This window comes from Paraburkholderia rhynchosiae (assembly GCF_002879865.1).
Lineage (GTDB): Bacteria > Pseudomonadota > Gammaproteobacteria > Burkholderiales > Burkholderiaceae > Paraburkholderia > Paraburkholderia rhynchosiae.
The window spans coordinates 103,137-127,111 of record NZ_PNXY01000010.1 but is presented as its reverse complement, the minus strand read 5'-3'; the positions used below and the strand labels follow the sequence as shown (position 1 = coordinate 127,111).

The 23,975-nt window shown below is 61.5% G+C and carries 22 protein-coding genes; 13 read left to right on the top strand and 9 right to left on the bottom strand.

Annotation, left to right across the window (positions count from 1 at the left end; all coding sequences use genetic code 11):
* Positions 1 to 5: 5 nt before the first annotated feature.
* A complete protein-coding gene (locus C0Z16_RS16265; RefSeq protein ID WP_102633147.1) occupies positions 6 to 1,499 on the bottom strand; it encodes an MDR family MFS transporter in 1,494 nt (497 codons plus the stop codon).
* A gap of 209 nt (positions 1,500 to 1,708) precedes the next feature.
* On the opposite strand from C0Z16_RS16265, the gene C0Z16_RS16260 reads away from it, so the two are divergent.
* Positions 1,709 to 1,981, top strand: coding sequence for a DUF1488 family protein (locus C0Z16_RS16260; protein ID WP_102633146.1), 273 nt, complete (start codon positions 1,709 to 1,711; stop codon positions 1,979 to 1,981).
* 106 nt (positions 1,982 to 2,087) lie between these two features.
* Here C0Z16_RS16260 and C0Z16_RS16255 read toward each other — a convergent pair whose 3' ends face one another.
* The 4 genes from C0Z16_RS16255 to C0Z16_RS16240 all read right to left on the bottom strand — a co-directional run bounded on the left by C0Z16_RS16255 (position 2,088) and on the right by C0Z16_RS16240 (position 6,011).
* A complete protein-coding gene (locus C0Z16_RS16255; RefSeq protein WP_102633145.1) occupies positions 2,088 to 2,678 on the bottom strand; it encodes an alpha-ketoglutarate-dependent dioxygenase AlkB in 591 nt (196 codons plus the stop codon).
* 135 nt (positions 2,679 to 2,813) lie between these two features.
* Positions 2,814 to 4,499: an alpha,alpha-trehalase TreA gene (gene treA / locus C0Z16_RS16250; RefSeq protein ID WP_102633144.1), complete on the bottom strand. Its 1,686-nt coding sequence runs from the start codon at positions 4,497 to 4,499 to the stop codon at positions 2,814 to 2,816.
* A gap of 403 nt (positions 4,500 to 4,902) precedes the next feature.
* Positions 4,903 to 5,643 carry an LrgB family protein gene (locus tag C0Z16_RS16245; protein WP_102633143.1) on the bottom strand — a complete coding sequence of 247 codons (741 nt, stop codon included), beginning with the start codon at positions 5,641 to 5,643 and terminating at the stop codon, positions 4,903 to 4,905.
* Positions 5,643 to 6,011 carry a CidA/LrgA family protein gene (locus C0Z16_RS16240; protein ID WP_102633142.1) on the bottom strand — a complete coding sequence of 123 codons (369 nt, stop codon included), beginning with the start codon at positions 6,009 to 6,011 and terminating at the stop codon, positions 5,643 to 5,645. Before C0Z16_RS16240 ends, C0Z16_RS16245 begins: the two co-directional genes overlap by 1 nt.
* 142 nt (positions 6,012 to 6,153) lie before the next feature.
* Between C0Z16_RS16240 and C0Z16_RS16235 the strand changes: the two genes are divergently transcribed.
* Positions 6,154 to 7,308 carry an epoxide hydrolase family protein gene (locus tag C0Z16_RS16235; RefSeq protein WP_102633141.1) on the top strand — a complete coding sequence of 385 codons (1,155 nt, stop codon included), beginning with the start codon at positions 6,154 to 6,156 and terminating at the stop codon, positions 7,306 to 7,308.
* 4 nt (positions 7,309 to 7,312) lie between these two features.
* On the opposite strand, the gene C0Z16_RS16230 is transcribed toward C0Z16_RS16235, so the two are convergent.
* Positions 7,313 to 8,716, bottom strand: a complete 1,404-nt coding sequence (locus C0Z16_RS16230) for an aminotransferase-like domain-containing protein (protein WP_102633140.1) — start codon at positions 8,714 to 8,716, stop codon at positions 7,313 to 7,315.
* 403 nt (positions 8,717 to 9,119) lie between these two features.
* Between C0Z16_RS16230 and C0Z16_RS16225 the strand changes: the two genes are divergently transcribed.
* Positions 9,120 to 10,349, top strand: a complete 1,230-nt coding sequence (locus C0Z16_RS16225) for an NAD(P)/FAD-dependent oxidoreductase (protein ID WP_102633237.1) — start codon at positions 9,120 to 9,122, stop codon at positions 10,347 to 10,349.
* A gap of 133 nt (positions 10,350 to 10,482) precedes the next feature.
* Positions 10,483 to 11,634, top strand: coding sequence for a branched-chain amino acid ABC transporter substrate-binding protein (locus tag C0Z16_RS16220; protein ID WP_102633139.1), 1,152 nt, complete (start codon positions 10,483 to 10,485; stop codon positions 11,632 to 11,634).
* Positions 11,635 to 11,671: 37 nt separating this feature from the next.
* Here C0Z16_RS16220 and C0Z16_RS16215 read toward each other — a convergent pair whose 3' ends face one another.
* On the bottom strand, positions 11,672 to 12,445 hold the full coding sequence (locus tag C0Z16_RS16215; RefSeq protein ID WP_102633138.1) for a YkgJ family cysteine cluster protein: 774 nt from the start codon (positions 12,443 to 12,445) through the stop codon (positions 11,672 to 11,674).
* Between the two features lie 129 nt (positions 12,446 to 12,574).
* Here C0Z16_RS16215 and C0Z16_RS16210 point away from each other — a divergent pair, with 129 nt between their 5' ends.
* The 8 genes from C0Z16_RS16210 (at position 12,575) to C0Z16_RS16175 (ending at position 21,118) form a co-directional block, all read left to right on the top strand.
* On the top strand, positions 12,575 to 12,907 hold the full coding sequence (locus C0Z16_RS16210; protein ID WP_102633137.1) for an ArsR/SmtB family transcription factor: 333 nt from the start codon (positions 12,575 to 12,577) through the stop codon (positions 12,905 to 12,907).
* Positions 12,908 to 13,360, top strand: a complete 453-nt coding sequence (locus C0Z16_RS16205; protein ID WP_102633136.1) for an SRPBCC family protein — start codon at positions 12,908 to 12,910, stop codon at positions 13,358 to 13,360.
* Positions 13,361 to 13,422: 62 nt separating this feature from the next.
* A complete protein-coding gene (locus C0Z16_RS16200) occupies positions 13,423 to 14,061 on the top strand; it encodes a glutathione S-transferase family protein (protein WP_102633135.1) in 639 nt (212 codons plus the stop codon).
* A 743-nt stretch (positions 14,062 to 14,804) separates the two neighbouring features.
* Positions 14,805 to 16,970 (top strand): M1 family metallopeptidase, encoded by a 2,166-nt coding sequence (locus C0Z16_RS16195; RefSeq protein WP_102633134.1) that lies wholly within the window; start codon positions 14,805 to 14,807, stop codon positions 16,968 to 16,970.
* Between the two features lie 224 nt (positions 16,971 to 17,194).
* Entirely contained in the window at positions 17,195 to 18,136 is a 942-nt protein-coding gene (locus C0Z16_RS16190; protein WP_102633133.1) for a metallophosphoesterase family protein, read from the top strand.
* Positions 18,137 to 18,217: 81 nt separating this feature from the next.
* Positions 18,218 to 18,562, top strand: a complete 345-nt coding sequence (locus C0Z16_RS16185; protein ID WP_102633132.1) for a cupredoxin domain-containing protein — start codon at positions 18,218 to 18,220, stop codon at positions 18,560 to 18,562.
* 593 nt (positions 18,563 to 19,155) lie between these two features.
* Positions 19,156 to 20,013 carry a hypothetical protein gene (locus C0Z16_RS16180; protein ID WP_102633131.1) on the top strand — a complete coding sequence of 286 codons (858 nt, stop codon included), beginning with the start codon at positions 19,156 to 19,158 and terminating at the stop codon, positions 20,011 to 20,013.
* Positions 19,973 to 21,118 carry a GGDEF domain-containing protein gene (locus tag C0Z16_RS16175; RefSeq protein WP_102633130.1) on the top strand — a complete coding sequence of 382 codons (1,146 nt, stop codon included), beginning with the start codon at positions 19,973 to 19,975 and terminating at the stop codon, positions 21,116 to 21,118. Before C0Z16_RS16180 ends, C0Z16_RS16175 begins: the two co-directional genes overlap by 41 nt.
* Before the next feature lie 75 nt (positions 21,119 to 21,193).
* Here the strand turns inward: C0Z16_RS16175 and C0Z16_RS16170 are convergent, their stop codons facing one another.
* Both C0Z16_RS16170 and C0Z16_RS16165 read right to left on the bottom strand, forming a co-directional pair.
* Positions 21,194 to 22,666: a sodium:solute symporter family protein gene (locus tag C0Z16_RS16170; protein WP_102633129.1), complete on the bottom strand. Its 1,473-nt coding sequence runs from the start codon at positions 22,664 to 22,666 to the stop codon at positions 21,194 to 21,196.
* The gene (locus C0Z16_RS16165; RefSeq protein WP_102633128.1) at positions 22,663 to 22,878 is read right to left on the bottom strand and encodes a DUF3311 domain-containing protein; all 216 of its coding nucleotides are present in this window, start codon (positions 22,876 to 22,878) and stop codon (positions 22,663 to 22,665) included. The genes C0Z16_RS16170 and C0Z16_RS16165 overlap by 4 nt, the downstream gene beginning before the upstream one ends.
* Before the next feature lie 396 nt (positions 22,879 to 23,274).
* Here C0Z16_RS16165 and C0Z16_RS16160 point away from each other — a divergent pair, with 396 nt between their 5' ends.
* Positions 23,275 to 23,952, top strand: coding sequence for a MarC family protein (locus tag C0Z16_RS16160; RefSeq protein ID WP_102633127.1), 678 nt, complete (start codon positions 23,275 to 23,277; stop codon positions 23,950 to 23,952).
* Positions 23,953 to 23,975 lie beyond the last annotated feature (23 nt).

Here is a 23,975-nt window from a genome sequence, read left to right as displayed (position 1 = left end):
GCCGCCTAGTCTTCCACCGGCGACAGCGCTTCGAGCGGCATCTTTTTTTCCGCACCGATGTTGATGGCCGGCACGAGCGTCAGCAGCGCGACCACAAAAATCGCAATCACGAAGATCGAAATGAACGTGAGATGCAGCGATTGATGCAGCACCATGCGGATCGCGTCACTGCCGCCGAGGCTCGCCGCCTGGTTTTGCAACAGGCCTTTCAGTTGATCGGACGTCACCACGGCCACGCCTTTCGAATGACTCAGCCCGAAGTTGAGCACCGCGCCGAACAGCGTCGCGCCGAGCGTACTGCCGAGATTGCGTGAGAAAAGATTCGACGCCGTTGCACTGCCGCGTTCGTCCATCTTCACGATTTCCTGGATCAGCATGAGCGAACTGACGCTCGACGTGCCCATGCCGAAGCCCATGATCAGCGAGCCGAACGCGGCCATGAGCGGCGAGCCGCCCGGCGCAAGAAACAGCAGCAGCACGGCACCGACCGGAATGAATGCGCTGCCGCCGATCAGCATGCGCCGCAAGCCGATACGGTGAAACGATTTTGCCGCGAGCGTGGCGCCGACCGGCCAGCCGACCATCATCATCGTGAGCGCGAGGCCGGCTATCACCGGCGAGCGGTTCAGCACGCCTTGCACGTACATCGGCAGGAACGTGGTCGAGCCCATCAGGATCATGCCCGACAGCAAGGTTGCGCCGTTGCACGCGGCAATCGGGCGGCGGCTCCACAGCGCGAAGGAGATCATCGGTTCGGCCGCGCGGCGCTCCTGCAGCACGAACAGCAGCAGGCACACGACGAATGCGCCGCCCGCCATCGACGCATGCGCGATGTCGTCGTCGCCGGCGTAGGTGAGTGCGGTCATGAGCGCGGCGATCGCGGCCATAAAGAGCGCGGCGCCCGCGAAGTCGATCGAAGGGCGTGCATGCCGTTCCGATTCGCGCAGGAACGCAATGAACCCTGCTGCGGATGCGAGACCGATGGGCACGTTCATCCAGAAAATCCACGCCCACGACGCGTTGTGGATGATGAAGCCGCCGACCATCGGCCCCACGACCGCTGAAATCGCCCACACGCTCGCGAGATAACCTTGCACCTTGCCGCGTTCGCGCGCAGGGTAGAGGTCCGCGACAATGGTGAGCGTGACGGGCTGGATCGCGCCCGCGCCGATGCCTTGAATCAGCCGGAATGCGATCATGGCCGGCATCGACCATGCAAAACCCGCCAGCACCGAGCCGATCAGAAAGATCGCGATGCCGGCCAGCATGATCGGCTTGCGGCCGTAAAGATCGGCCAGTTTGCCGAAGACCACGGTCATCGCCGTTTGCGTGAGCAGGAACGACGAGAAGACCCAGCTATACAGATGCAGATCGCCGAGTTGCGCGACGATCTGCGGCATGGCGGTGGAAACAATGGTGGCCTCGATGGCGACCATTGCCATGGAAGCCATCACGGCAGCAATGACTAATGCACGCGACGATTGCGGATTGCGGGACATGGAACGAAGTTGGTATCAGAATAGTGGTTGCGTCCGGCCGCGTGGCGCCTAACCTGCGCGCCGCGACGCATGAGCACGGCCGTTGGAGGGCGGCCGACCCCGAGTATGCACCTTGCGCTGAATCTCCGCACGCGAGCGTGCCTTGAGCGCTCGGCGCATGGCACAGCGATTGCGGGTTACGAAGTTCTTTCGACACATGGAGGGTCATTATGAGGATCGAATTCACCGGACGCCGTGAAGTGGTGGCGGCGGCGCGCGTCGCCTTCGAAGCTAATGTCGATGGAAAAGACGTCTGGTGTAGCGTATCGCTCGACGCGCTGAACGACCATTTCGGCAATGGCGGGTCGTCGGCTCACGACCTCGTGGGCACGTTCGAGGCCAATCGCGCACAGATCGAAAATGCCACCAAGCGGGTGCTCGAAAAGAACGGCGGGCAGTCGGTGGAACTCGAAACGCGCGACTTCGACAAGACGGGCCCCTAGTATTTATTTCTCGACGGCTGACGCAAGCGGAGCCCGGCGCGGTCTTCTCGATCCCGCAACGCGGGCAATCTCGTGCCGTCTCATGGTCTGCAGCGGGGCGGCGCGCTCAGCCCGGCGCGCCGTTGTAGCAGCGAAACGCAAGGCTGATGCGTGGCCCGACGCTCTGCGCGAGTTTTGGAATACCGTGTTCGTGCGTGAACTGCGACGCGTAGCTCATCACGAGACAGCTGCCTGGCTCGAGTTCGACATGCACCGCGCGGCCCGGGCCTTTTTTGGGGCGGATCGTCATGCGGCGGCTGGCGCCGAGCGACACGATCGCAATCGGCTGGCCGCGCAGCAGCTTCGCGGTCTTGTCGCTGTGCGGCGCGACGCTGTCGTTTTCGTCGCGATAGAAGTTGAGTCCGACGCGATTGAACGGCGCACCGACGAGCGAGCGAACCGCTTCGAATGCCTGGCCAAGCGGCGCCGGCAAATCCGCCGATTCGCGCATGAAAGTGGCAATCAGGCGGGGCACGGCCACCTCGCGCTCGTACATCATGCGCTGATGGCTGCTCCAGCCGATGTTGTGCAGCGCCTCGTCGAACCACTGTTGCGACAGGTCGAGCGGGACCGAGTCGGGCAGGTAACGTATCCCGCCCTCCTTGTCGTCGAAGAGAGTGACGGGCTCGGGGGCAAACAAGCCTTGCTGGGACGCCATGGTTCAATGCCGGAAGCGAACGGCCCGGCCTGCAAATGACTGGTTCATGCAAGGTATTATACTGTGTTTTTATACAGTGTTCTTGCCTCCGAGCCGCTCCGGGGTTGAGCGTCTATCCGTGAATGGCCGGCGTCTTCACTGGCCCGGGTTATACAGGTCGAGCAGTTTCAGTGTCACACCGTTGGTCCAGCCGAAGCCGTCCTGGAGCGGATACTCGCCGCCGCCACCACCGCCCGTGCCCGCTCCCTCCACCACGTATTTCTCGACCAGTTTCTTGTCCGACGCATAGACACCTTTCACATCCGTCAGGAAGCGCGTGCCGATCTGCTGCGCGAGGGCGTCCTGGCCATAGCGTTTCAGGCCCTGAATTGCGACCCAGTGCAGCGGCGCCCAGCCGTTCGGCGCGTCCCACTGTTGCGTGGTGTTATAGGTCGTCGTGACGAGACCGCCGGGTTGTAGCAACGTCGACTGCACCTGCTGCGCGGTTTTTTTCGCGCGATCCGGCCACGCAGCACCGACAAACAACGGGAACACCATCGCAGCTGTCTTGTTGTCGCGCGGTTTCGCCAGCTGCCAGTCGTAGTCGCCGTAGTAGCCGTTCGGGTTCCACAGGTAGCGGTTGATGCCGAGCGCGCGCTTCGCGGCGCGTCCGGCGAATTCGCCGACACAGCGGAAGTCGCGCGTCTCGCCGCAGCCTTTCGCAATGGTGATTTCGAGGTGGAACATCAGGCTGTTCAGATCGACGGGAACGATCGACGTGGTGCGCACCGTCGCGAGAGTCATGTTGTCGCCGAACCAGCGCGAGCTGAAATCCCAGCCACTTTCGGCGGTCGCGCGCAGTTCACGGTAGACGTCGTTGGGGCTTCGTCCGGTGGCCTGTTGTGCGGTCTTTATGTCCTCCAGATACGATTCGTCGCGGGGCGTGTCGAGCTCGTCCCAATAGCGGTTGAGAACCGTGCGATCGGGCATCACCACGACATTGCGCGTCGCCGAGCCGGCTGGCGTCGAGCTTTCACCCTGCATCCAGTAACCGTATTCCTTGCGCAGCGCCGGCAAATACTTCTGATAGACGCCGCGTCCTTCGACCTTTGCCGCGAGTTCCACCATGTGCGAGAAGAACGGTGGCTGCGAACGGTCGAGGTAGTAAGTGCGATTGCCGTTTGGAATATGGCCGAACGTATCGATCATGTACGCGAAGTTGTCGAGCATGTTGTCGACGAGATCTTCGCGGCCCGCTTCCTGCAAGCCCAGCATCGTGAAGTAGGTGTCCCAGTAGTAGCCCTCGCGGAAACGGCCGCCGGGCACGACATACGGCTTTGGCAACGGAATCAGCGAACTGTTCGGCGGCGCGCTCGTGGTCGTGCGGGTGAGGGCGGGCCATAACCAGTTGATGTGCTCACGCAGCGTCTGATTGGCGGGCGGCGTGATGACCGGCTCGCTCGGCGGCGTGAAGTACTGGTTGACGAAGTTCGCCAGCGAAAAACCGGGATTGCTTTTCTGCTGCTGGTAGAGCTGCACGATGGCGGCGGGGTCCGCATTCGGCGTTGCATCGACGAAGGTCTTCTGGTCCGGATAGATCTGCGCCGTTTGCACTGCAACGAAGAGCTCGCCGTACAGTTTGTCTGGCGCGGGGGGCAGCGTACCGCCGACCTGAGTGTCCGCGTGACAGACGGATGACAGGCCGATAAGAAAGGCGAAGCTCGAAACAACGGCCGCGCGATGCAGATATTTCAAACGGGTGGCGGCCCGGGAAGGCTGTGATGGGATGCCGGGCGCGCTGCCGGCACAGCGATTACTGCGCACTTGCGATGACACAATCATGTCTCCTCCTGAGGAATGGACAACAGGATTGGTCTGCCTCTCACACCCTCTTGTTTTGGTGACTGCGTTGGGGCGTGGCTAGCATCGCACAAAACGGAACGCGCTTCAAACTATGCGCGGGGAATAAGGGTCGAGCATCGACAGACACTTTCCCGGGCCGCGCCAACGCGAAAAAATGGTTCGTATGGCGAACCATTAGAACGTGTGGCCTGCAGGCACGGTCGCTCATACCGCTGGCTCGACTTGGAGCCAGACGCCAACACGTTCACCGACGCGCGTCTGGACGGCGTGAGCCTGAAATACCATCAGGTCACGCTTCAAACCGACTACGCGTTGTAGAAGCGTAGGAAAGCCCGTATTTTGCGGGCTTTTCTGCATGATCAACGTGAACCCGCGCTTGCGATCACGTCCCGAGCCAGCGCACAACGAGCGGCATGAGCACAGGCACGACGAAGGCGGTGAACACGCCATTGAGGCCCATGCCGAGCCCGGCGAATGCGCCCATCTGCTCGCTGACCTGGAAGGCCCGCGCAGTGCCGATGCCATGCGACGCAACGCCGAGTGCGAAGCCGCGCACTTCGGGTTCGGCAATTTTCAGCGCGTTCAGAATGGCGCGCGCGAACACGGCGCCGAATACGCCGGTCGAGATGACGAGCACCGCCGTCAACGACGGAATGCCGCCGATCGCCGAAGCGACGGCCATCGCGATAGGTGTCGTCGCGGATTTGGGTGCGAGCGACGCGAGTGTCTGATGCGATGCGCCGAACAGTGCGGCCACGCCAATTGCGGACACGATCGCTGTCAACGAACCGGCGACGAGTCCGCCGATCAGCGGCAACGCGGAGCGGCGCAGCTTCGGCCATTGGCGATAGAGCGGCAACGCGAGCGCGACCGTCGCGGGTCCGAGCAGAAAGTGCACGAATTGCGCGCCCTCGAAGTATGTTGCGTACGGCGTTCCCGTGATTTCGAGCAGCGCGACGAGCAACGCGACAGCGATCAACACAGGGTTGGCGAGCGGATTGAAACGCGCCTTCGCGTACAGCGCCTGCGCGATCAGATACGCGATTAGCGTGATGGTGAGACCGAGCAGAGGACTCGCGGCGAGGTAGACCCAGATCGCGCCGAGCTTGGGAAGCGCGGTCATTATGCGGTCTCCGTGTCAGCGGGACCGCGGCGCTGCCGGCGCATCAACGCGCGCGTGACGAGCGCGGCTACCGCGATAGCCATTGTGGTGCTGACGGCAATCGAGGCGATCACCGCAATGGCGTCGCCGCGAATGCGGCTTGCCGACACCATGATGCCGACGCCAGCCGGAACAAACAGCAGCGAGAGATGCCGCAGCAACTCGAGCGCCGTGGGCTCGATTGCATCGGCCGTTTGCGGACGCATCATCAGGAAGCCGAATAGCAACAGCATGCCGATCACCGGACCCGGCACCGGCAAATGAAACACGTACGAGACGCCTTCTCCGAGGCATTGAAAAGTAAGCAGAGCAGCGAGCGCTCCAAGCATGACGATCTCCAGGGCTCAAAACGGAAATGCGGCCATTGTGTACCATGCGGATAGTTTCGTGGTCCGCGCCAAATGAAGCGCAGCGAAACTCGCCAGAAATAATTCTTTTACCGATTGCGTTGTGGCCGTGGGGTGACATGCCATGCAAATAGAACCGTTTCAAATCGCCGTGCCTGAGCATGACATTGACGATCTTCGCCAACGTATTCGCGCGACGCGTTGGACGCCGGCCACGCCGTCACCGGCCTGGCAGCAGGGCGTCGATTCGCAATGGCTGCGTGAGCTTGCGGGGTATTGGGCGGAACACTTCGACTGGCGCGCGGCGGAGCGCCGTCTGAACCGGCAGCCGCAATTCGTTGCCGACGTGCACGGACAGCGCGTGCATTTCGTGCATCGGCGCGGCTCTGGGCCTGCGCCTTATCCGCTCGTCATCACGCACGGCTGGCCGGGGTCTTTCTTCGAGTTCGAAGCGCTGCTCGACCGGCTATGCGATCCGGCCGCGTTCGAGGGCGATGCCGCCGATGCATTCGACGTGATCGTGCCTTCGCTGCCGGGCTTCGCGTTTTCGCCGGCGCCCGCGCAAGCCGGCATGTCCGCGTTTCAGGTCGCGGATCTATGGGCGTCGCTGATGCATGGCCTCGGTTATCAGCGATTTGGCGCGCAAGGCGGCGATCTGGGCGCGGGCGTTTCGATCGCGCTTGCGGCGCGCCATCCGCAAGTTGTCGACGGCATTCACCTTAACTTCCTGCCGGGTTTGTATGAGCCCGCCATCGGCGCGGCGCAACAGGCATTGACACCGGAAGAAGAGAACTTCCTGCGCGAGAGAAACGAGTGGGCCGCACTCGAAGGCGGCTACGCGCATATGCATAGTACGAAGCCGCTGACGTTGGCGGCTTCGCTGAATGATTCGCCGGTCGGACTCGCCGCATGGATCGGCGAAAAGTTTCGCGCATGGAGCGATTGCCAGGGCGACGTCGAGCGCGTGTTTTCGAAAGACGAGTTGCTGACCAACATATCCCTCTATTGGTACACGCAAAGCATCGGTCCGGCGATGCAGATGTATTGGGAAAGCCGTCTACAGCCCATGCGTTTTACGTGCGGCCAACGCGTCGTGCCGCCCGTCGGCTTCGCTCGCTTTCCGAAAGAGATCAATCGTCCGCCGCGCAGTTGGCTCGAAAGGACCTTCAACGTCGTGCAATGGACGGACATGCCGGGCGGCGGACATTTCGCGGCAATGGAGAAGCCCGATTTGCTTGCCGCCGAGATCCGCAAGTTCTTCAAACCGCTGCGGCGATAGCACGTCAGATCGTGCCGAACAGCGCTCGCGGACGATCCTTCAACGTGCCCGCCAGGAGCCGCAATGCGCTGACGAGCTGATCGCGGCTCGTCGCGCATGCGAGGTTGATGCGCACGCCGTGCTCGATCTCAGACCTGTCCACGGCAAACGCCGACGACGGCATAACCACCACGCCGCGCGCCTTCGCATTCGCGGCGAAATCGTCGGCGCGCCACGGCGGCGGCAATTTCAACCATACGAACATGCAGGCGGGATCGGTCTGCAACAACTCCTGCGGCAGCAGTTCTCGCGCGAGGTCGTGGCGCGCGCGAATCTCGGCGAGTTGCGCGTCCATGATGTGACTCGCGGTGCCGTCTTCAATCCAGATGGAAGCAATCAGCATCGACATCGGCGCGGGCATCCATGCCGTGGTGCGCACGGCCTCCGCACACAGCGCGGCGCTATCGGGCGGACTCAGCAGATAACCGAGGCGCAAACCGGGGGCCAGAATCTTCGAGGTCGCCGCCAGATGAAAGGTCCGCTCCGGACAAAGACTCGCGATGGTCGGCAGACGCTGTGACACGAGCGGCCCATACACATCGTCTTCGATGATGGCCACGTCATGCCGCCGCGCAATATCCACGAGCGCCATGCGGCGTTCGAGACTCATCGTCGTCACGGTCGGATTCTGAAGATTCGGCACGGTGAAAATCGCCTTCACCGGCATGCGCTTGCACACGCGTTCCACTTCGTCGGTGAGCAGCCCGTCGCGGTCGCTCGCAATGCCGACGATCTCAAACTGAAACACCGGCGCGAGCGCTTTCAGCCCGTAATAGGTGAGCTGATCGGCGAGGATCACGCCGTCCGTACCGATCAGGCTGTTCAACACCGCGTACAGGCCATGCTGCGCGCCGCTCGTCACGACCACATTCTCGGCTTGCGGCGTGAAGCCAGGCGCGGCCATCCACTGCGCGCCGGCCGCGCGCGCCCAGGAGGGCCCTTGCGGCGGCTGATATTCCTGTAGTTGCGCATAGCGCGGATCGCGCGGCAATTCCGCCAGCGTGCGCGCGAGGCAGTGCAGAAATTCACCGGTGGCGGGGCGATTGACGGTCAGGTCGATAGCAGTGTTGCTCGCGGCCTGCGTGGGCTCGACGCTCGGCATCGCGCCGCCCGTTACGAGCGAACCGCGCCGCTTGCTGCCGATCACAAGGCCGCGCAACTGCAATTCCTTGTAGGCGCGCGACACCGTGGACACGTTGATGCCCAACTCGGTCGCCAGTTGCCGTTGCGGTGGCAGGCGGCTTCCCGGCGGATAGACGCCGCTGCGAATCTCGCTCTCGATCGAACTGGATACCTCGATGTACGTGGAGCGCTTCACTTGCGCAGACCACCCGTTGGCGCCACGCGTTGCGCCTTTGCCTGAAGCCATAAGAGCAGACATCTCCATACAAAACTACTTTGTCCGCGATTGTGCGGGGTTTTGGCGATTCTATACCAGAGATGGCGACCGCGAGCGCTGATTGATGCGTTTTGGCGGCCGGCTCATCGCGTGCGGCGTGCGGGAACCGTGCGCCTGCCGGGACATCCAGGGAAAATGCTAGGGCCATACAATAAGAGTTTTAATTGCACACAAAAAAATATTGTGTGATTCTGGTGTTATGGCCGGGATGCGGAGCGTTCGATTCTCCGCCTGCATCCAGCCGTTTGCACCCGTCAATTGCGCGTCACCAGGAGAGGCTTTCGATGTCCGTTACACAGTCCGCAGCGAGGCTATGCGTGCCGCCGTCCGTGGCGGCATTGCGCACGCGGCATCTTGCGAAGGGTCGCGAGTGATGCCGGAGATCGCGATCATCGGAGCGGGATTCATCGGACTCGCGAGCGCCGCCGCGTTGATGCGCGACGGCCACCGCGTCACGCTGTTCGATCCCGCGGGCGTGGGGCAGGGCGCGTCGTTCGGCAACGCGGGAACCTTTGCGCACTACGCGTGCATTCCGGTGAACAACCCATCGGTGTTTCGCGATTTGCCGCGCTTTCTGCTGTCGAACGAGAGCCCGTTCCGTTTGCGCTGGACGTATCTGCCGCATCTCGCGCCGTGGCTCGTGCGCTTCATGATGAGCTCGTTGCCGCGCCGTTACGAAGCGAGCGCGGGCGCACTCGCCGCGCTGCTCGATCGCGCGCACGACGGCTATGCACTGTTGCTCGAAGATCCGCAACTCGCGCGCTTCGTGCGGCCGCGCGAGTGTCTTTACCTCTATTCGAGCGCGGCATCCTTTGATGCCGCGCAGGCCACGCTTGCGTTGCGGCGCAAGCTCGGCGTCGCATTCGACGTGCTCGACGGCGCGGCCATCAGAGCGCTCGAACCTTCGCTCGCGCCGATTTTCGAGCGCGGCGTGCTGTTCAGCAATAGTTGGCACTTCTCCGATCCGCAGCGCTTCTTGCAGACGCTTTATGAGCAGCTTGGCGCGCAAGGGTTGAAGCTGGAGCGCGTTGCCGTCGACGGTATCGAGCCTGATGCGCAGGGCGCGAAGCTGAGCGCCGGCGGCGTGACGCGCCAGTTTAGCCATGTGGTTGTCGCGACCGGAGCGCGGTCTGCGCAGTTTGCGCGCCAATGCGGCGATGTTGTGCCGCTCGATACCGAGCGCGGCTATCACGTCCGCTTTCCCGGCGCGCAGCAACTGATTTCGCGCCCGGTCGGCTGGGCCGAGCGAGGTTTCTATATGACGCCGATGGCGGACGGATTGCGCGTGGCGGGCACCGTCGAACTGGCCGGTTTCGGCGATACCAAGAACCGTTCGCTGCTCGACTTGCTGACGTTTTCTTCGCGGCGCGCGTTGCCCGCGCTCGATGCGCCGGACAGCAGCTGGCTCGGCTTTCGTCCGACGCTGCCGGACGGCTTGCCCGTGCTGGCAAGGTCGCGCGCGAGTGCGCATGTGATCTACGCGTTCGGGCATCAGCATCTCGGCGTGACGCTGGCCGGCGTGAGCGGGCGCATCGTCGCGGATCTGATTGCGCAGCGTGCGCCGCCATTGGATCTTTCGCCCTACGCGGCCACGCGCTTTTGATACGGACAGGCATCGCATACGCAAATTTACAGGCTGGCTTCACCGCCGCTAAAGCAGGACGGTCCCGACGCGTCGCGCATCGGATCGCCTAACCATACGGACGCGCGACGTCATATCTCGCCAGGAGTGCATCATGAATCGCCGCTATTGGTTGTTGAGTGCCACCGTGTGTGCGCTCGCCGCATATCTGCCGTCTTCATGGGCAGACGACGCTCAGGTCGTGAAGATAGGTTTTGTCGGACCGTTGACGGGGCCCGTTGCGCGCGTCGGCAAAGATTTGCAGTACGGCGCTCAGCTGGCGCTCGACGAAGAGAACGCGAAGCATCCGACGGTCGGCGGAAAGCCCGTTAAATTCGTGCTCGACGTACAGGACGACCAGGCCGATCCGCGCGTCGCGATTCAGGTCGCGCAGAAGCTCGTCGACGATGGCGTGGTCGGCGTGATCGGTCATTACAACTCGGGCTGCAGCATTCCGGCGTCGACGGTGTATCACCAGGCGAACCTCGCGATGATCACGCCGGGCTCGACCAATCCGCAACTCACCAAGCAGGGCTTCAAGAACGTGTTTCGCACCATGGGGCACGACGGCATTGGCGGCGTGGTGGCGGGGCATTTCGTGGTTGAGCAGATGAAGCCCAAGCGCATCGCGATTATCGACGACCGCACTGCATTCGGCCAGGGTCTCGCGGATGCGTTTGAAAAAGGCGTGAAGGAAGCGAAGGGCACGATTGTCGACCGTGAATTTACCAACGACAAAGCCGTCGATTTTCGCGCCATTCTCACGACGCTCAAGAGCAAGAACGTAGACCTGATTTTCTTCGGCGGGCTGGATGAGCAAGGTGCGATGCTGATCAAACAGATGCGCTCGCTCGGCATGAACGCGCAACTGTTCGGCGCCGGCGCGCTGAAGAGCAATGCGTTCCTGCAAATCGCGGGAAGCGCTGGGGACGGCACCGAGGATCTGGAACCGGGACCCGCGCTCGACAAGCTTCCCGCCGCGCAGGAGTTCGGCAAGCGCTACAAGGCCCGCTTCAAACAGGATGTCGAACTCTATGCGCCGTTTGCCTATGACGCCGCGCTCGCCATGATAAAAGCGATCCACAGCGCCGATTCTCTGGATCGTGCGAAGATCGTCGAAAGTCTGTCGAAGGTCGCCGTCACGGGCGTGACGGGCCATATCACGTTCGATCCTTATGGCGATCTCATCAAGCCGCCCTACACGCTGTTCCAGGTTCAGCAAGGTCAATGGAAGAGCCTGAAAACCGTAGGCGGCAGCGGCGTTTAACGCTCAGACTCGGGCAAGGTACGAGGCGTACGCGGCGCTATGCCGGCGACGCCTCGAAAAAACCGTGATACCGGAAGTTGCGTGGGCTCGCCGGTTCATCGAGGCACACGCCGGCGCCCACTGATAGCAGCGTCTCCACCGTCACGCCGCGGTTCGACATGAACGTCCATTGCGGCGATGCGTCACGCGCATCCGGCGTCGCGCCAATCCGCTCGAGCGCCGTGCGCAGCGCACTGCTTTCCGGCGCATGGATGACGAAGCCCTCGTTTGCAAGAGCGGCATGAGTCACCGCCAATTCCTGACATAGACGCATGCGCAACGGCGCCTCGAGTTCAGTCGCGCGACGCGACTCTTCGATCCATCGCCGTGTCGTTTCGTCCACGAGCACGCCTTGCCGTTGCAGCGGCTTGCGCTGCCACGCTTCGACAGGACACGCCTTGTTTTCAGGCGTCAGCGAAACAAACGGATTGATCTCCGCGGGATAGATGCGGCACACGAGCGGTCTCTCGTCATAGATGCCGCACAGCATGTCGGCGCGAAGATTGGGACACGCGCCTGCGAACGCGGCCACAAGAATGACGGAGACGCGAACGGGCAGCGATCCGCTCATCGCCGGTGTTGAGCGCGCTCTCTTGTAGCTCGCTTGCGCGTTGCCCGGTTCGGGTTCGGCCGGCCAGGGAATGGCCTCGCAGATCAGTTCCATCTGGCCGCCTCGCGCGAGCCAGTCGCTCGCTTCAGCCAATGTCAAGGGCAGGCGTAAATCGTGGCAGCACTTGCCGCACGCGGTGCATTCGAAATCGATGTCGTCCACCCGGATTTCCTTTTTTAAATTCGACGTTCGGCTTGGTCGCGCGAACGACGAACTTCTGACAGCAGGCCGCGGAAAAAAGAATGGCACAAAAGTCTTGACACCGCTCGCCGAGCCTCTATAGTTCACCACATGGTGAAGTGTCCTGTCAGTCAACTCGATCGTACATTTTCCGCGCTGGTGGATCCGACCAGGCGGGCCATCCTCGCTCGTTTGGAGCGGGAGCCTGGGCTTTCCATCACGGAGATCGCGCGCCCGTTGCCGCTCAAGTTGCCCGCCGTCATGAAGCACCTCGATGTGCTGAGCGACGCGGGTCTGATAACGCGTGCAAAGCACGGCCGAACCGTGTCGGTCGAGCTCGTTGCCGCTCCGATGGAAGAGGCGATGGCGTGGTTGAAACGCTATGAGCGGTTCTGGTCCGCGAGCCTCGACCGGCTTGCCGGTTTTGTCGAAGGAGAAGAGTGAATGATCCAGCAAAAGCACAGTTTGACCATCGTGCGCCGCCTCAAGGCGCCGCCGCACAAAGTGTATGCAGCGTGGACCCAACCTGAGTTGATGGCGCGTTGGTGGGGACCGGACGCCGGACCTGTTTTGAGCGCCGAAGCCGATCCGCAAGTGGGTGGCCGTTTTCGCGTCGTGTTTCAGACGCTCGATGGCGAAACGCATGACTGCCGCGGCGAATATCGGGAAGTCGAGACGGACCGCAAACTCGTGTTTACGTGGGAATGGGTCACGTTGCCCGAGCGCCGCTCTCTCGTGACGATCACGCTGCGTCCAATCGACAACGGCACTGAGATGAACTTCACGCATTCGCAGTTCTTCGACGAGGCCGCGCGTGACGGTCATGACGCCGGCTGGAAGGGCGCATTCGAGAAGCTGGATGCATTGATCGCCGAACTGGGCAACAAGGGCGTTTGAAGAGGCCGCCTCGAATGACGTGAACTGACGTGGACTGAAGTGAACTGATATGGAGACATCATATGAAGCTTTATTATTCCGAAACGCTGGCGCCGCGCAAAGCTTGTGCGGTGGCAAAATATTTAGGTTTGCCAATCGAATACGTCTATGTCGACCTGGGCAAAGGCGAACACACTACGCCGGCTTATCTCGCGCTCAATCCGAACGGCAAGGTGCCGTGTCTAGTCGACGGCGAAAGAAGCATCTGGGAGGCCGACGCGATTATTTGCCATCTCGCACAGCGCGCAGAATCGCCGCTGTGGCCGCGCGGCATGCAACAGCAGACCGATGTGGTGCGCTGGTTGAGCTGGAATAGCCAGCATCTGTATCGCCACAGCGGTTCGCTTTATTTCGAACATCTGATTAAACCGGCAATCGGTCTGGGAGCGCCGGACAGTGCGAAAGTCGCCGAAGCGCAAGGCTGGTTTCGCAAGCATGCGGGCGTACTGGATCGACACCTGAAGGACCGCAAATGGCTGCTTGGCGATGAGTTGAGCATCGCCGACTTTTCGGTCGCCGTCCCGCTGCCTTATGCGGCAAGCGCAGCGATGCCGCTCGAAGAGTTTCCTGAAGTGACGCGCTGGCACGATAGGCTGAACGCACTCGAAGCGTGGCGCAATCCGTTTCCGTCAAGGCCGGCGCACGCTGCGGCGACCGCCTGAGAATGTTCATGTGCTGCGCGATCGTTGCTTTGACGATGACCTTGCTGGCGAGCTGGCGCAGCGTATCGGACACGCTTTCGGGCACGCTTGCCGGCCGCGCGGGACGACTGCGCGGGACGACTGCGCGGCCTCTCAATCGTGATATTTGCTATCGGTGCCGCGGCTGAGTCCGCAGTGGCGGCGGCATTCTCATCGGCTCGTTGAACTCGATAAATAAATAAGCTGACGCACATCAAATCCCTGCATTTGAAGTCCACAACCTCGCCTCCCGCCTTTAACACATCCCGCTTCGAAGAAATAAAAGATTTTTCGTAATCCAGTGCGGGAAAGCCGGTATTTAGAGTATGAGCTCAATGGGATTACTTAAGGCATTCGCGTTGCATACATTGCGCCTCTATTCGAGAAAGATTGTGAAAGGAAGTTGACACGATAACGTTTGCCAAACTAGGCTACGCACTGTCGTCGAAACTGATCATGGCTCTGTCGTTCTGTCCGCAAATGCGGCCTGGCAGCGCTTTGCCAGTCGATCGGAAACACGACTTTAATCGTCATTCTGAAAGTTTTGTAATAACAGTCATTGCGCTTAAAAAACAGCCACTAGTGCTGATGGTTTAACCCGTCCATATATTCTCGCTAGCAATTCGGTGCTGGTGCGGGAGACCTTTTTCGCTGAAAAGAGAGAAACACGGCTGAAGTGACTCAACGCGCTTTCTTTATACCGATATTGTCAGTCGAGGATTAAAATGCGTATAAATTTCCGATTGCAGGTGCAGTGCCTGGCGTTAGCCGGAATAATGGTAATGGCCGGCTGCGGTGGAGGAGACGGCTCCGCTTCATTGACCAGCAGATCCGCGCAAGGTCCGGCGGCGGCGTCCGAAGTCGCACTGGTGCCGCCGGCGAGTCCGGTGCTCGCGGACACGTCGATCAACAAGACCGCGTCGCCGGTGGAATTGCCTGACACGGTCATGCCGGTCAACTACAAGCTGTGGTTCCGGCCGAACCCGGCGCTGTCGTCGTTCGACGGCCGCGCGGATGTGCAGATCAAGGTGCTGAAGGCGGTCAATGCGATCACGATTGCCGGGCACCGCATCAAGTTCACCAACGGCACAATCACGCTTCAACCTGGCAATATTCCGTTGATCGCCACGCCGCAAGACGACGGCGACTTCTATCAGCTTCGGCCCGTGAGCGGCCAGATCGCGGCCGGCAACTACTCGCTGCACATGGAGTGGAGCGGCTTCATCAACTTCAAGAGCTATGACGATCCGGTCGCGAAGACAGGCGGCAGTTGCGGCGAAGATCAATATCCGGGATGCTCCGCTGCGGAAGGTGTATTCCGCGTCGATCTGAAGGCGACCGATGGCACCACGAGCGGCGCGATTCTCACGCAAGGCGAGTCGAATCTCGCGCGGCAGTGGTTCCCAGGCTGGGACGAACCGGCGTTCCGGCCCACCTATGAGGTGAGCGCGGAAGTGCCGCAGAACTGGAACGTGGTCTCCAACGCGGCGGAGAAGCCCGCAGTGAATGTGGATAGCGGCTACAAGCTCGTGTCGTTCGAAAAGACGCCGCCGATGCCTTCGTATCTGCTCTTCTTCGGCGGCGGTCAGTTCGATATTCTCGAGGACGACTTCACGAGTCCGCTGCCTGACGGCAAGGGCTTGCATCTGCGCATTTTCACGCCGCCCGGCATGCGTGACTGGGCCAAGCCGGCGATGCAGCAGACCAAGCAGGCGCTCGATTACTACTATCGCTATACCGGCATCGCGCTGCCGCTCACCAAGTTCGACACGGTCGCCGCGAACGACGCGTTCAAGGAACAGAAAGACCTGAACTTCGGCGGCATGGAGAACTGGGGCGCGATTCTCGAATTCGCCGACGACATTCTGCCCGCGCCGGGCACGAGCATGTCCGATTACGGCGTGACCGTGCTCACGCACGAAGCGGCGCACCAATGGTTCGGCGATCTCGTCACACTCGACTGGTGGGACGATGTGTGGCTAAACGAATCGTTCGCCACGTTCTTCGAGAACAAGACCAAGGTGCGTTTCTTTCCCGACCGTTTTAGCTGGGTTGACGACGTGAAGAACAAGTACGCTGTGATCAAGGCCGATCTGAAGTCGACCGCGTTTCCGGTGCAGCCCAATTTCAACGGCTGGGCGTCGAACGACTTCGTGTTGAGCGCGAGCGCCTTCACGTACGACAAGGGCGGCCATGTACTGAAGATGCTTGAGAACTACCTCGGCGAAGAAACAATGCGCCGCGGCTTGCAGCAGTATCTCGCCGACTATTCGCTTGGCAATGTGACGCCGAGGCGTCTGTGGGATGAGCTGGCGAAGGCGAGCGGCGAGCCGATGGTCGCGATCGGCGACAGTTTCGTGCGGCAAACCGGTGTGCCGTTGATTTCTCTCGATACGCAATGCGATCTGACGTCGAACCAGACCGTGGTGACACTGAAACAGGCGCCGTTCCCGAATCAGAATCAGTATCCGGGAACGCAGTGGACCGTTCCATTGACGCTCGCTTATGGCGACGGGCTGACCTCGCGCAAGACCGTCGCGATGAAGGACCTGCAAACGCAGGTGCGGCTGAACGGCTGTTCCGCGGTGCTCGCGGATCCGAGCGGTCTCGACTACTACGTGACGAACTACAGCAACAACGCGTGGAGTCAGTTGCTCGCGCAGAGCAATGCGCTGAAGGATCCGGTTCTGCTGACGAGCCTGCAACTCGAAGCAAAGCTGCTGGTCGCGAATGGCCTTGCGGACCCCTCGCGTGAGACGAGCATCGGCTCGCTCAGCGCCGCCAATGCAACCGTTGCGCGTCAGTTGATGACGACCGCGCCGACGACGCAATCGCTGCGTCCGGCGATCCGTTATCAGGGCCAACTCCGGCAGAAGCCGAAGGGGCAGTAAGCGCGAACCAAGCAAAGTTCGCCAGTTCTAAACGACAATACCGTGGCCCGCATTCTTCGCAGGATGCGGGCCACTGCGCTATTACGCCATCACGTTTGTCTGCCGTGAACTCGCGCCGCAGCGGGAATAAAACCCGCGCGACGGCGGTCATGCCTGACGAAACGAGCCCGAAGGACGCTGGATAAGCCAGCGCCCGTCGGCGGCTCTTTATCGTGGAGGCCTACATGTCATCACATTCATTCGATCTGTCGCGGCGCGGCGCGCTGAAATGTCTCGCGTTCGGCGGCGCGGGCACGCTGTTCGTTCTCGCGGGCGGCGTTCTGACGCCGGTGCACCTCGCGCTGGCCGCCGACGCGAAATCGTCCGCGGCAAACGGTGTGCCGCTTTTCCTGCAAATCAGCGATACGCACATCGGCTTCAACAAGGAAGCCAATCCTGACGTTGCAGGCACGTTGAAGCAGACCATCGAGTTCGTCAACGCAATGCCCGTCAAACCCGCGCTGGCCATTCATACCGGCGACATCACGCATCTTTCGAAAGCGTCTGAATTCGATCTCGCCGCGCAGTTGCTGTCGGGTATGCAAATTACGGAGCTACATACGGTGCCCGGCGAGCACGACGTAACCGACGGGCCGGGAATCGAATACTTCAGCCGCTTCGGTAAACCGTCTAATAACAAGGGTTATTACAGCTTCGATCATAACGGCGTGCACTTTGTGGGCCTCGTCAACGTGATGCACTTCAAGCCGAACGGCCTCGGCAGTCTTGGCGACGAACAACTCGAGTGGCTCGAAAGCGATCTGAAGGGACGCTCATCGAGCACGCCGGTCGTCGTTTTCGCGCATATGCCGATGTGGACGATCTACGAGCCATGGGGATGGGGCACCGGCGACGCGGGCCAGGCCATGAGCTATCTGAAGCGCTTCGGCTCGGTCACTGTGTTGAACGGCCATATCCACCAGATTATTTCGAAGGTGGAGGGCAACATTACTTTTCACACCGCACGTTCGACCGCGTATCCGCAGCCTGCGGCGGGCAATGGTCCGGGCCCCGGCCCGTTGACCGTCGCGAGCGATCAGCTTCCCAGGATGCTCGGCGTGACGAGCGTGACGATCGCGCGTCATCCGCTGAAGTCGACGCTCGCCGACGCGACGTTGGTCTCGTAGCAAGCGCTTTCAACTGGAGCAAGTACTTTCATGGAACCCGCGTCAGCGCCAGGCGCCGGCCGGGTCGACAGGAGATCAGTCATGCCAGATAATTTCATTCGCCGAGTGCTGCCGGGCTTTCTTACCAGTGCCGCCTTTTTTGCAGGCGCAAGCGCGCTTTCGTTGGCATGGGCGGAAGCCCCCAACGCGGTAGTCATCAGGAACTTCATGTTTTCGCCAATGGCTCTCACCGTCAAAGCGGGAGCGACGGTGACGTGGAAAAACCTCGATGGCGAGCCGCATACCGTGGTCAACGACGCCGGCATGTTCCGCTCCGCGGCGCTCGATCAGAACGACACGTATCAGTTCAAATTCGACAAACCCGGAGTCTACAACGTGTTTTGTGGCATTCATCCGAACATGAAAGAGACCATCACCGTTCAATAATTGGGAATGCGCGCTTAATGAATTGGCGAGCGTTCCATTGTTGCCATAGCGCTTTTTCGCCGAAATATCGTCGGCACGCGCCAGCACTGCGACGGGGCCGCCGAGCAGCGGCGCGCCGGCAATTCGCCGGCCTCGCACTAGCAAGTCTCACTCTTCGGCGCGCACAAGCTGGCGGCAAAAATTCCTCGATTTAGTGGATAGCGCAACCATGTCCGCGCAGAAGGCCGCGGTGGTTTTAGCAGGGTCGGAAGCGTCCATCGCGGCCTGCTTACCCAGGCGTGCTTATTGCATAGTAGTTGGCCGCCCCGAGCCTGCCGGCGGCTTCACCGCCATGGCTGACGGGGCTTTGCGCTCGCGCTGGCCGAACTCGACGGACGGCGCGTTGTCGCAAATGCATGGAGCGTTGAACGTTTTACCCGTTTTCCAGACCTGAATGCGTTGTGCCGAACAGACGTCGTAAGCAGAACGTAGTCGTGTTGTCGCTACCGGACGAGAGCGTTACATTCTTCCAGCAGCGTTTGCATCGACCGTGCGAAATTGTGTGACCCAAGCCTGATGGAGCGTCAGACGGAAGAATTGCGGAGCGTATTGCGATGTACAACGATCCCGACTTGCCTCATGTCCGCGGACATAGCGACCATGCAGGCTTCGAAAGCGGCGACCTCGAAGGAACGAGCGCGGCGCCGGCCCGGTTCGGACGTCTCGCGCTGTGCGTAGCGGCGGCGAGCGCACTCGCGTTCGGCGTGGTCGGCACGGTGGCGTACGGCGTCTGGTTCAACAGCGACCAGCAGACATACGCCGAGGCCATCGCCCGCGCGCGCCAGGCGTTGAGAATGCCCGCATCGGGCAATACGGCCGCCGTGCTGGCGAAATCGTCGCCTGAAGCCGGTAGTTCAATCGCCACGACGGCACCCTTCACAACGCCGCCTTCAGCAACGGTAGCGACGGCGCCAATCGCGACGCCTGCAATATCCGCGGCGCCGCTTGCGACGTCAGCCATCAACGCCTTGGCGGAAAGACCGGGCATCGACGCGAGCGCGCGAGCGGACACGCCTGTGCTGCTGAACCTTCCAGCGCTTCCCGCGGAATCCGTAGCCTCGACCGCTGAAGCGGACCGGAAACCGTCAGTGTGGTCAGGGCAAGTCACACGCGCTCCGCAGGCCGAAGCGCTCGCGGACAATCTCGCCGATGCCACCGCCGCTGCAGCCGAGCCGGCCGCTTTACTTCGCCCAATGCCGCGCGCGACGAGTACCCCCGAACCTGCCGCGCCGCAACTCGCATCGACGCGGTCCGTCAAGGAAGCGAGATACGCGCAGCCGGAACGGCGCGCTTCAGCGACCAGCCCGCGGCGCAAAAGCAATCTGTTTGCAAGGATGGGTTCGTTCTTTCGACGCGTGAGCTATCGACAACATGGCAGTGGAAGCCAGCAAGACCTCTACTCGCATCCCTGAGCCGCTTTTAGCCTTGCGCCCGGGCCCACCGCGCGCTAACGGATGGCGCCTCAGGCACGGTCCCGCCACGGTCGCCGTGGCGTCGCTGCTGTGCCTGCTGATCGGCCTCCTGTATCTTGCGATGCAGATCAGAGCCGCGTTTTCAGATCAGGTCAAACAGGAATACGCAGCCCTCGTGCTGGAAGCGGTCGAGCGCGCGGAAACCGCTCGTGCGCGTGTCGGCGCGTGGGAGCAGGTGCCGGGCGCGCATGAGAGCGCGGCCGACGGCTATCGGCAGGCGCGCGCCGAACTCACGCGGCGTCTCGCGTCGCTCGCGGCGCTGGTGAATGCGAGCCCCGCTGACGCGCCGCATATTCCGTCGTCAGTGTTATTGCCCGATGCCACGCTCGCCGACATGGATGCGTTGTTGAGCGACGCGTCATCCTATTGGCACGCGCAACGCGACGCCGATAGCGCCGACGTGCGCAAGCGGATCACCCACGTCGCGCGCGTGTTGATCGCGGTGGCGGCGCTGCTCTTCTGCATGCTGATCACCGCGCTCGGCATGTACGCCAAACGTAACCGCCAGTTGGCCGGTCAGTCGGACGAATTCCAGCACGCGGCGCTGCACGATCCGATGACCGGTCTCGCGAACCGGCGCAAACTTTTTGCCGCGCTCGAAGATGCCGCGACGCAAGCGCGAATTTATGCGACGCCCGTGAAAATGGCGGTGCTGTACATGGATCTCGACGGCTTCAAGCAGGTCAACGATTCGCTCGGTCATCGCGTGGGCGACGAGTTTCTGATCGCGGTCTCGCAACGCTTTCGTCAATCGGTGCGCCGGCACGATATTGTCGCGCGGATCGGCGGCGACGAATTCGCAGTGCTGGTGCGCGAGTTTTCCGCGGATGAAGAACTGGGCGAGATCGCGCAGCGCCTGATTGCCTGCGTGGTTCGCACGGACGAGCAGATGGGCATGGGCATGGTTCGCGCGAGCATCGGCATTGCGAGCTATCCCGATCTCGTCGACGATTATCGCCGCCTCGTGGCCGCCGCCGACGAAGCAATGTATCAGGTCAAGCGACGCGGCAAGAACGGCTACGCGTTCGCATCGCGCCCTCGCTAAGCACCTAGGCGCAGAACAGAAAAAGCCGGCGCGCGATGCGACGGCTTCCCCAATGGGCGCCCAAGCGCGTCGACTTCAATGCGCCGATGCGTGCGTACGCTCGACGCGCCCGCTTTGCGTCATCGCGCTAACAATGACGAAGACGATCACGTTGACTGCCAGCGCGATAAAACCGATGTTGACGTCCTTCAACGCGTCAGGCAGAAACGGCATCAATTGCCCGATGGTCAGGTGCATCGTCGTGGTGATCGTGACCACCGCGACGCCCGCGACAATGCCGCAAAACGCGCCTTGCTTCGTCGCCCGGTTACGCGGGAACAGGCTGCAGATCACCGCAGGGAAGAGCTGCGTCACGAAGCTGTAACCCATCAGCAGCAAAGCCACGATGGTCTCGCCGCCGTGCAGCGTGAAGGCGACCGCGACCAGCGCGACGACCGGCACGAGGATGCGCGCCAGGTTCCCCACGGCGGCGTCAGACGCGTTGCGGTTCAACATGCCGCGATAGACGTCGTTCGCGAGTAGCGTGGAGGCCGACGTGAGAATCATCGAGCCGGGCACTAGCGCAGTCAGAATGCCGGCTGCGCCGATCACGCCGACGAACCACGGGTCGAAGGTCTGCAACGACAGACGGAACAAAGACAGATCGATGTCGCCGCCCTTCAGGCCCGGCACTTTCAACGTGGCCGCGAAGCCCACGAAGAACACGAACAGCAGGATCAGCTGGTACAGCGGCAGCACCATCGCGTTGCGGCGGAAAATGCGCTCGTCCTTCGCGGTGAAAATCGACCCGAACGTGTGCGGCCACATAAAGAAGCCGAGCGCCGTCAGCAGCACGGTGGACTGGAACCACGTCACGCTCGAACCCTTGGCGGGGAAGGTCAGGAAGCCGGGGCGGGCGGCGTCGATTGCATGGAACATTTCGCCGAGGCCGCCGTAGTAGTGCAGCGGCAGATAGATGCCGAGGAATAGCACGATGGCAAGAATCAGCAAATCCTTCACGACCGAGTTCCAGGCCGAGCCGCGCACACCGGAGACAATCACATACACGGTGACCACCGCGGCGCCGATCCATATCGCGGCCGTCGACGGAATCGCGCCATATGAAGCGGTCGCCACGATGATGCCCAAGCCCTTCAGTTGCAGCACGAGGTAGGGAATCAGTGCGGCCACGCCAACGAGCGCGACGAGCGTTCCCAGCGCGGGGCTCTCGTATTTGCGGGTAAAAAAGTGCGGCTGCGAAACGAGACGCTGCTGTTTTGCGTAACGCCAGATTGGCGGGAGCATCCAGTACGACAGAATGTACGCGAGCGTGCCGTACGCGAGGATGTAATAGACGGGCGCGCCCTTGCCGTATGCAAAGCCGCTACCGCCGAGGAACGTGAAGGTCGTATAGATTTCGCCGGCCATCAGCAGGAACACGAAGGCCGTGCCGAAGCTGCGGCCGCCCACGGTCCATTGCTCGAGGCTCATGTCGTGGCCATGCTTCGCGCGCACGCCGAGAAAGAGCGCGAACAGCGTGATGGCCGCAATGATGACGAGTGCGCTCATGGGCGGACCTCCTCGCCATCAGCGGCGATATGTCGGTTGGACGGGTCCAGACGGTAGATGATCGCCATGATGATCGAACTCAGCACCACCCATGCGACGATCCAGCCCAGCACGAACGGCATGCCGAACACGAGCGGCTCGACACGGTTCACAAACGGGACACCGAGCAGAATGCCGATGAACGGCAACGCGGCGAGTACACGAAGCAACATTGGGCAACTCCTCGAACGGTAAGTACCTCTCGTTGAAAGTTCAGCTTCGCTGGCGACTGTATGCCTGATGCTTCGGTCGCGTAAAGTAAGTCAAAAAAGTGTAGGCTTTCTGAAAGTTGTGGGCGCATCGATCAGCGTTTCATTTTTGTGTAGCGTTGCATCAGCGGTTCACTCCTTGTTGCGCCGCAGCGCACGATGGCAAGACGCCGCCGCCGCGCACATGCATGCTGCCGGCGTTTTTCACGGTTCTCTATCGCGCCGCGATATGATTTTGGCCACGCAACGCGAGCATCGTCCGGATGGTTCGGCGCTTCCAGTTTCTATCAACATGATGCGGCGTGCCTACTGTGCAGCAGTCGGGATGCCTGGGCCGCCGCCGCTCGACACGGATCGCATATGGTCGAAAGTCTGATCTCGGACATTCTGTTTGGCTTTACCGGGCTGATCAGCATCATCAACCCTATTGGCATTGCTTTTGTTTTCCTGGACCGGACTGCTTCGTTGACCATCGAAGAGCGCAACGCGCTCGCGAGAAAGATCGCGATTAACGTCGTGTGCGTGCTGCTGGTGGCGTTTTTTATCGGCACGCCGATCCTGCACTTCTTCGGCATTTCGATGGAGGCACTGCGCATCGGCGGCGGACTCGCTGTCGCGGTCGGCGGCTGGCAAATGCTGAATGCGCCCGACACGCAGCCGGCCGAACAGCCGACCGTAAAGCGTGTGGATGCGGAGAACGCGAAAGCGAAGGCGTTTTTCCCGCTGACGATTCCGCTGACCACTGGGCCCGGCTCGATTGCCACGGCCATTGCGCTGACGGCGAACCGCACGCATAAGCTCTCGGAGTTCGTGCTGTCGAGCATCGCGTCGGTCGTGATCTCACTCACGGTTGCGCTCACCGTCTATGTGATCTATAGCCGCGCGGTCATCTTCGCGAGATATCTCGGCGTGGAAGGCACCAAGGTGGCGATGCGCGTGTCGTCGTTTTTACTGCTGTGCATCGGCGTGCAGATCATGCTTACCGGTTTCTCCGAATTCCTGATTCCTATCGCGACGATGCAGCCGGTAGCCAAATAGGTGACAGTGAAGTACCAGCGAGG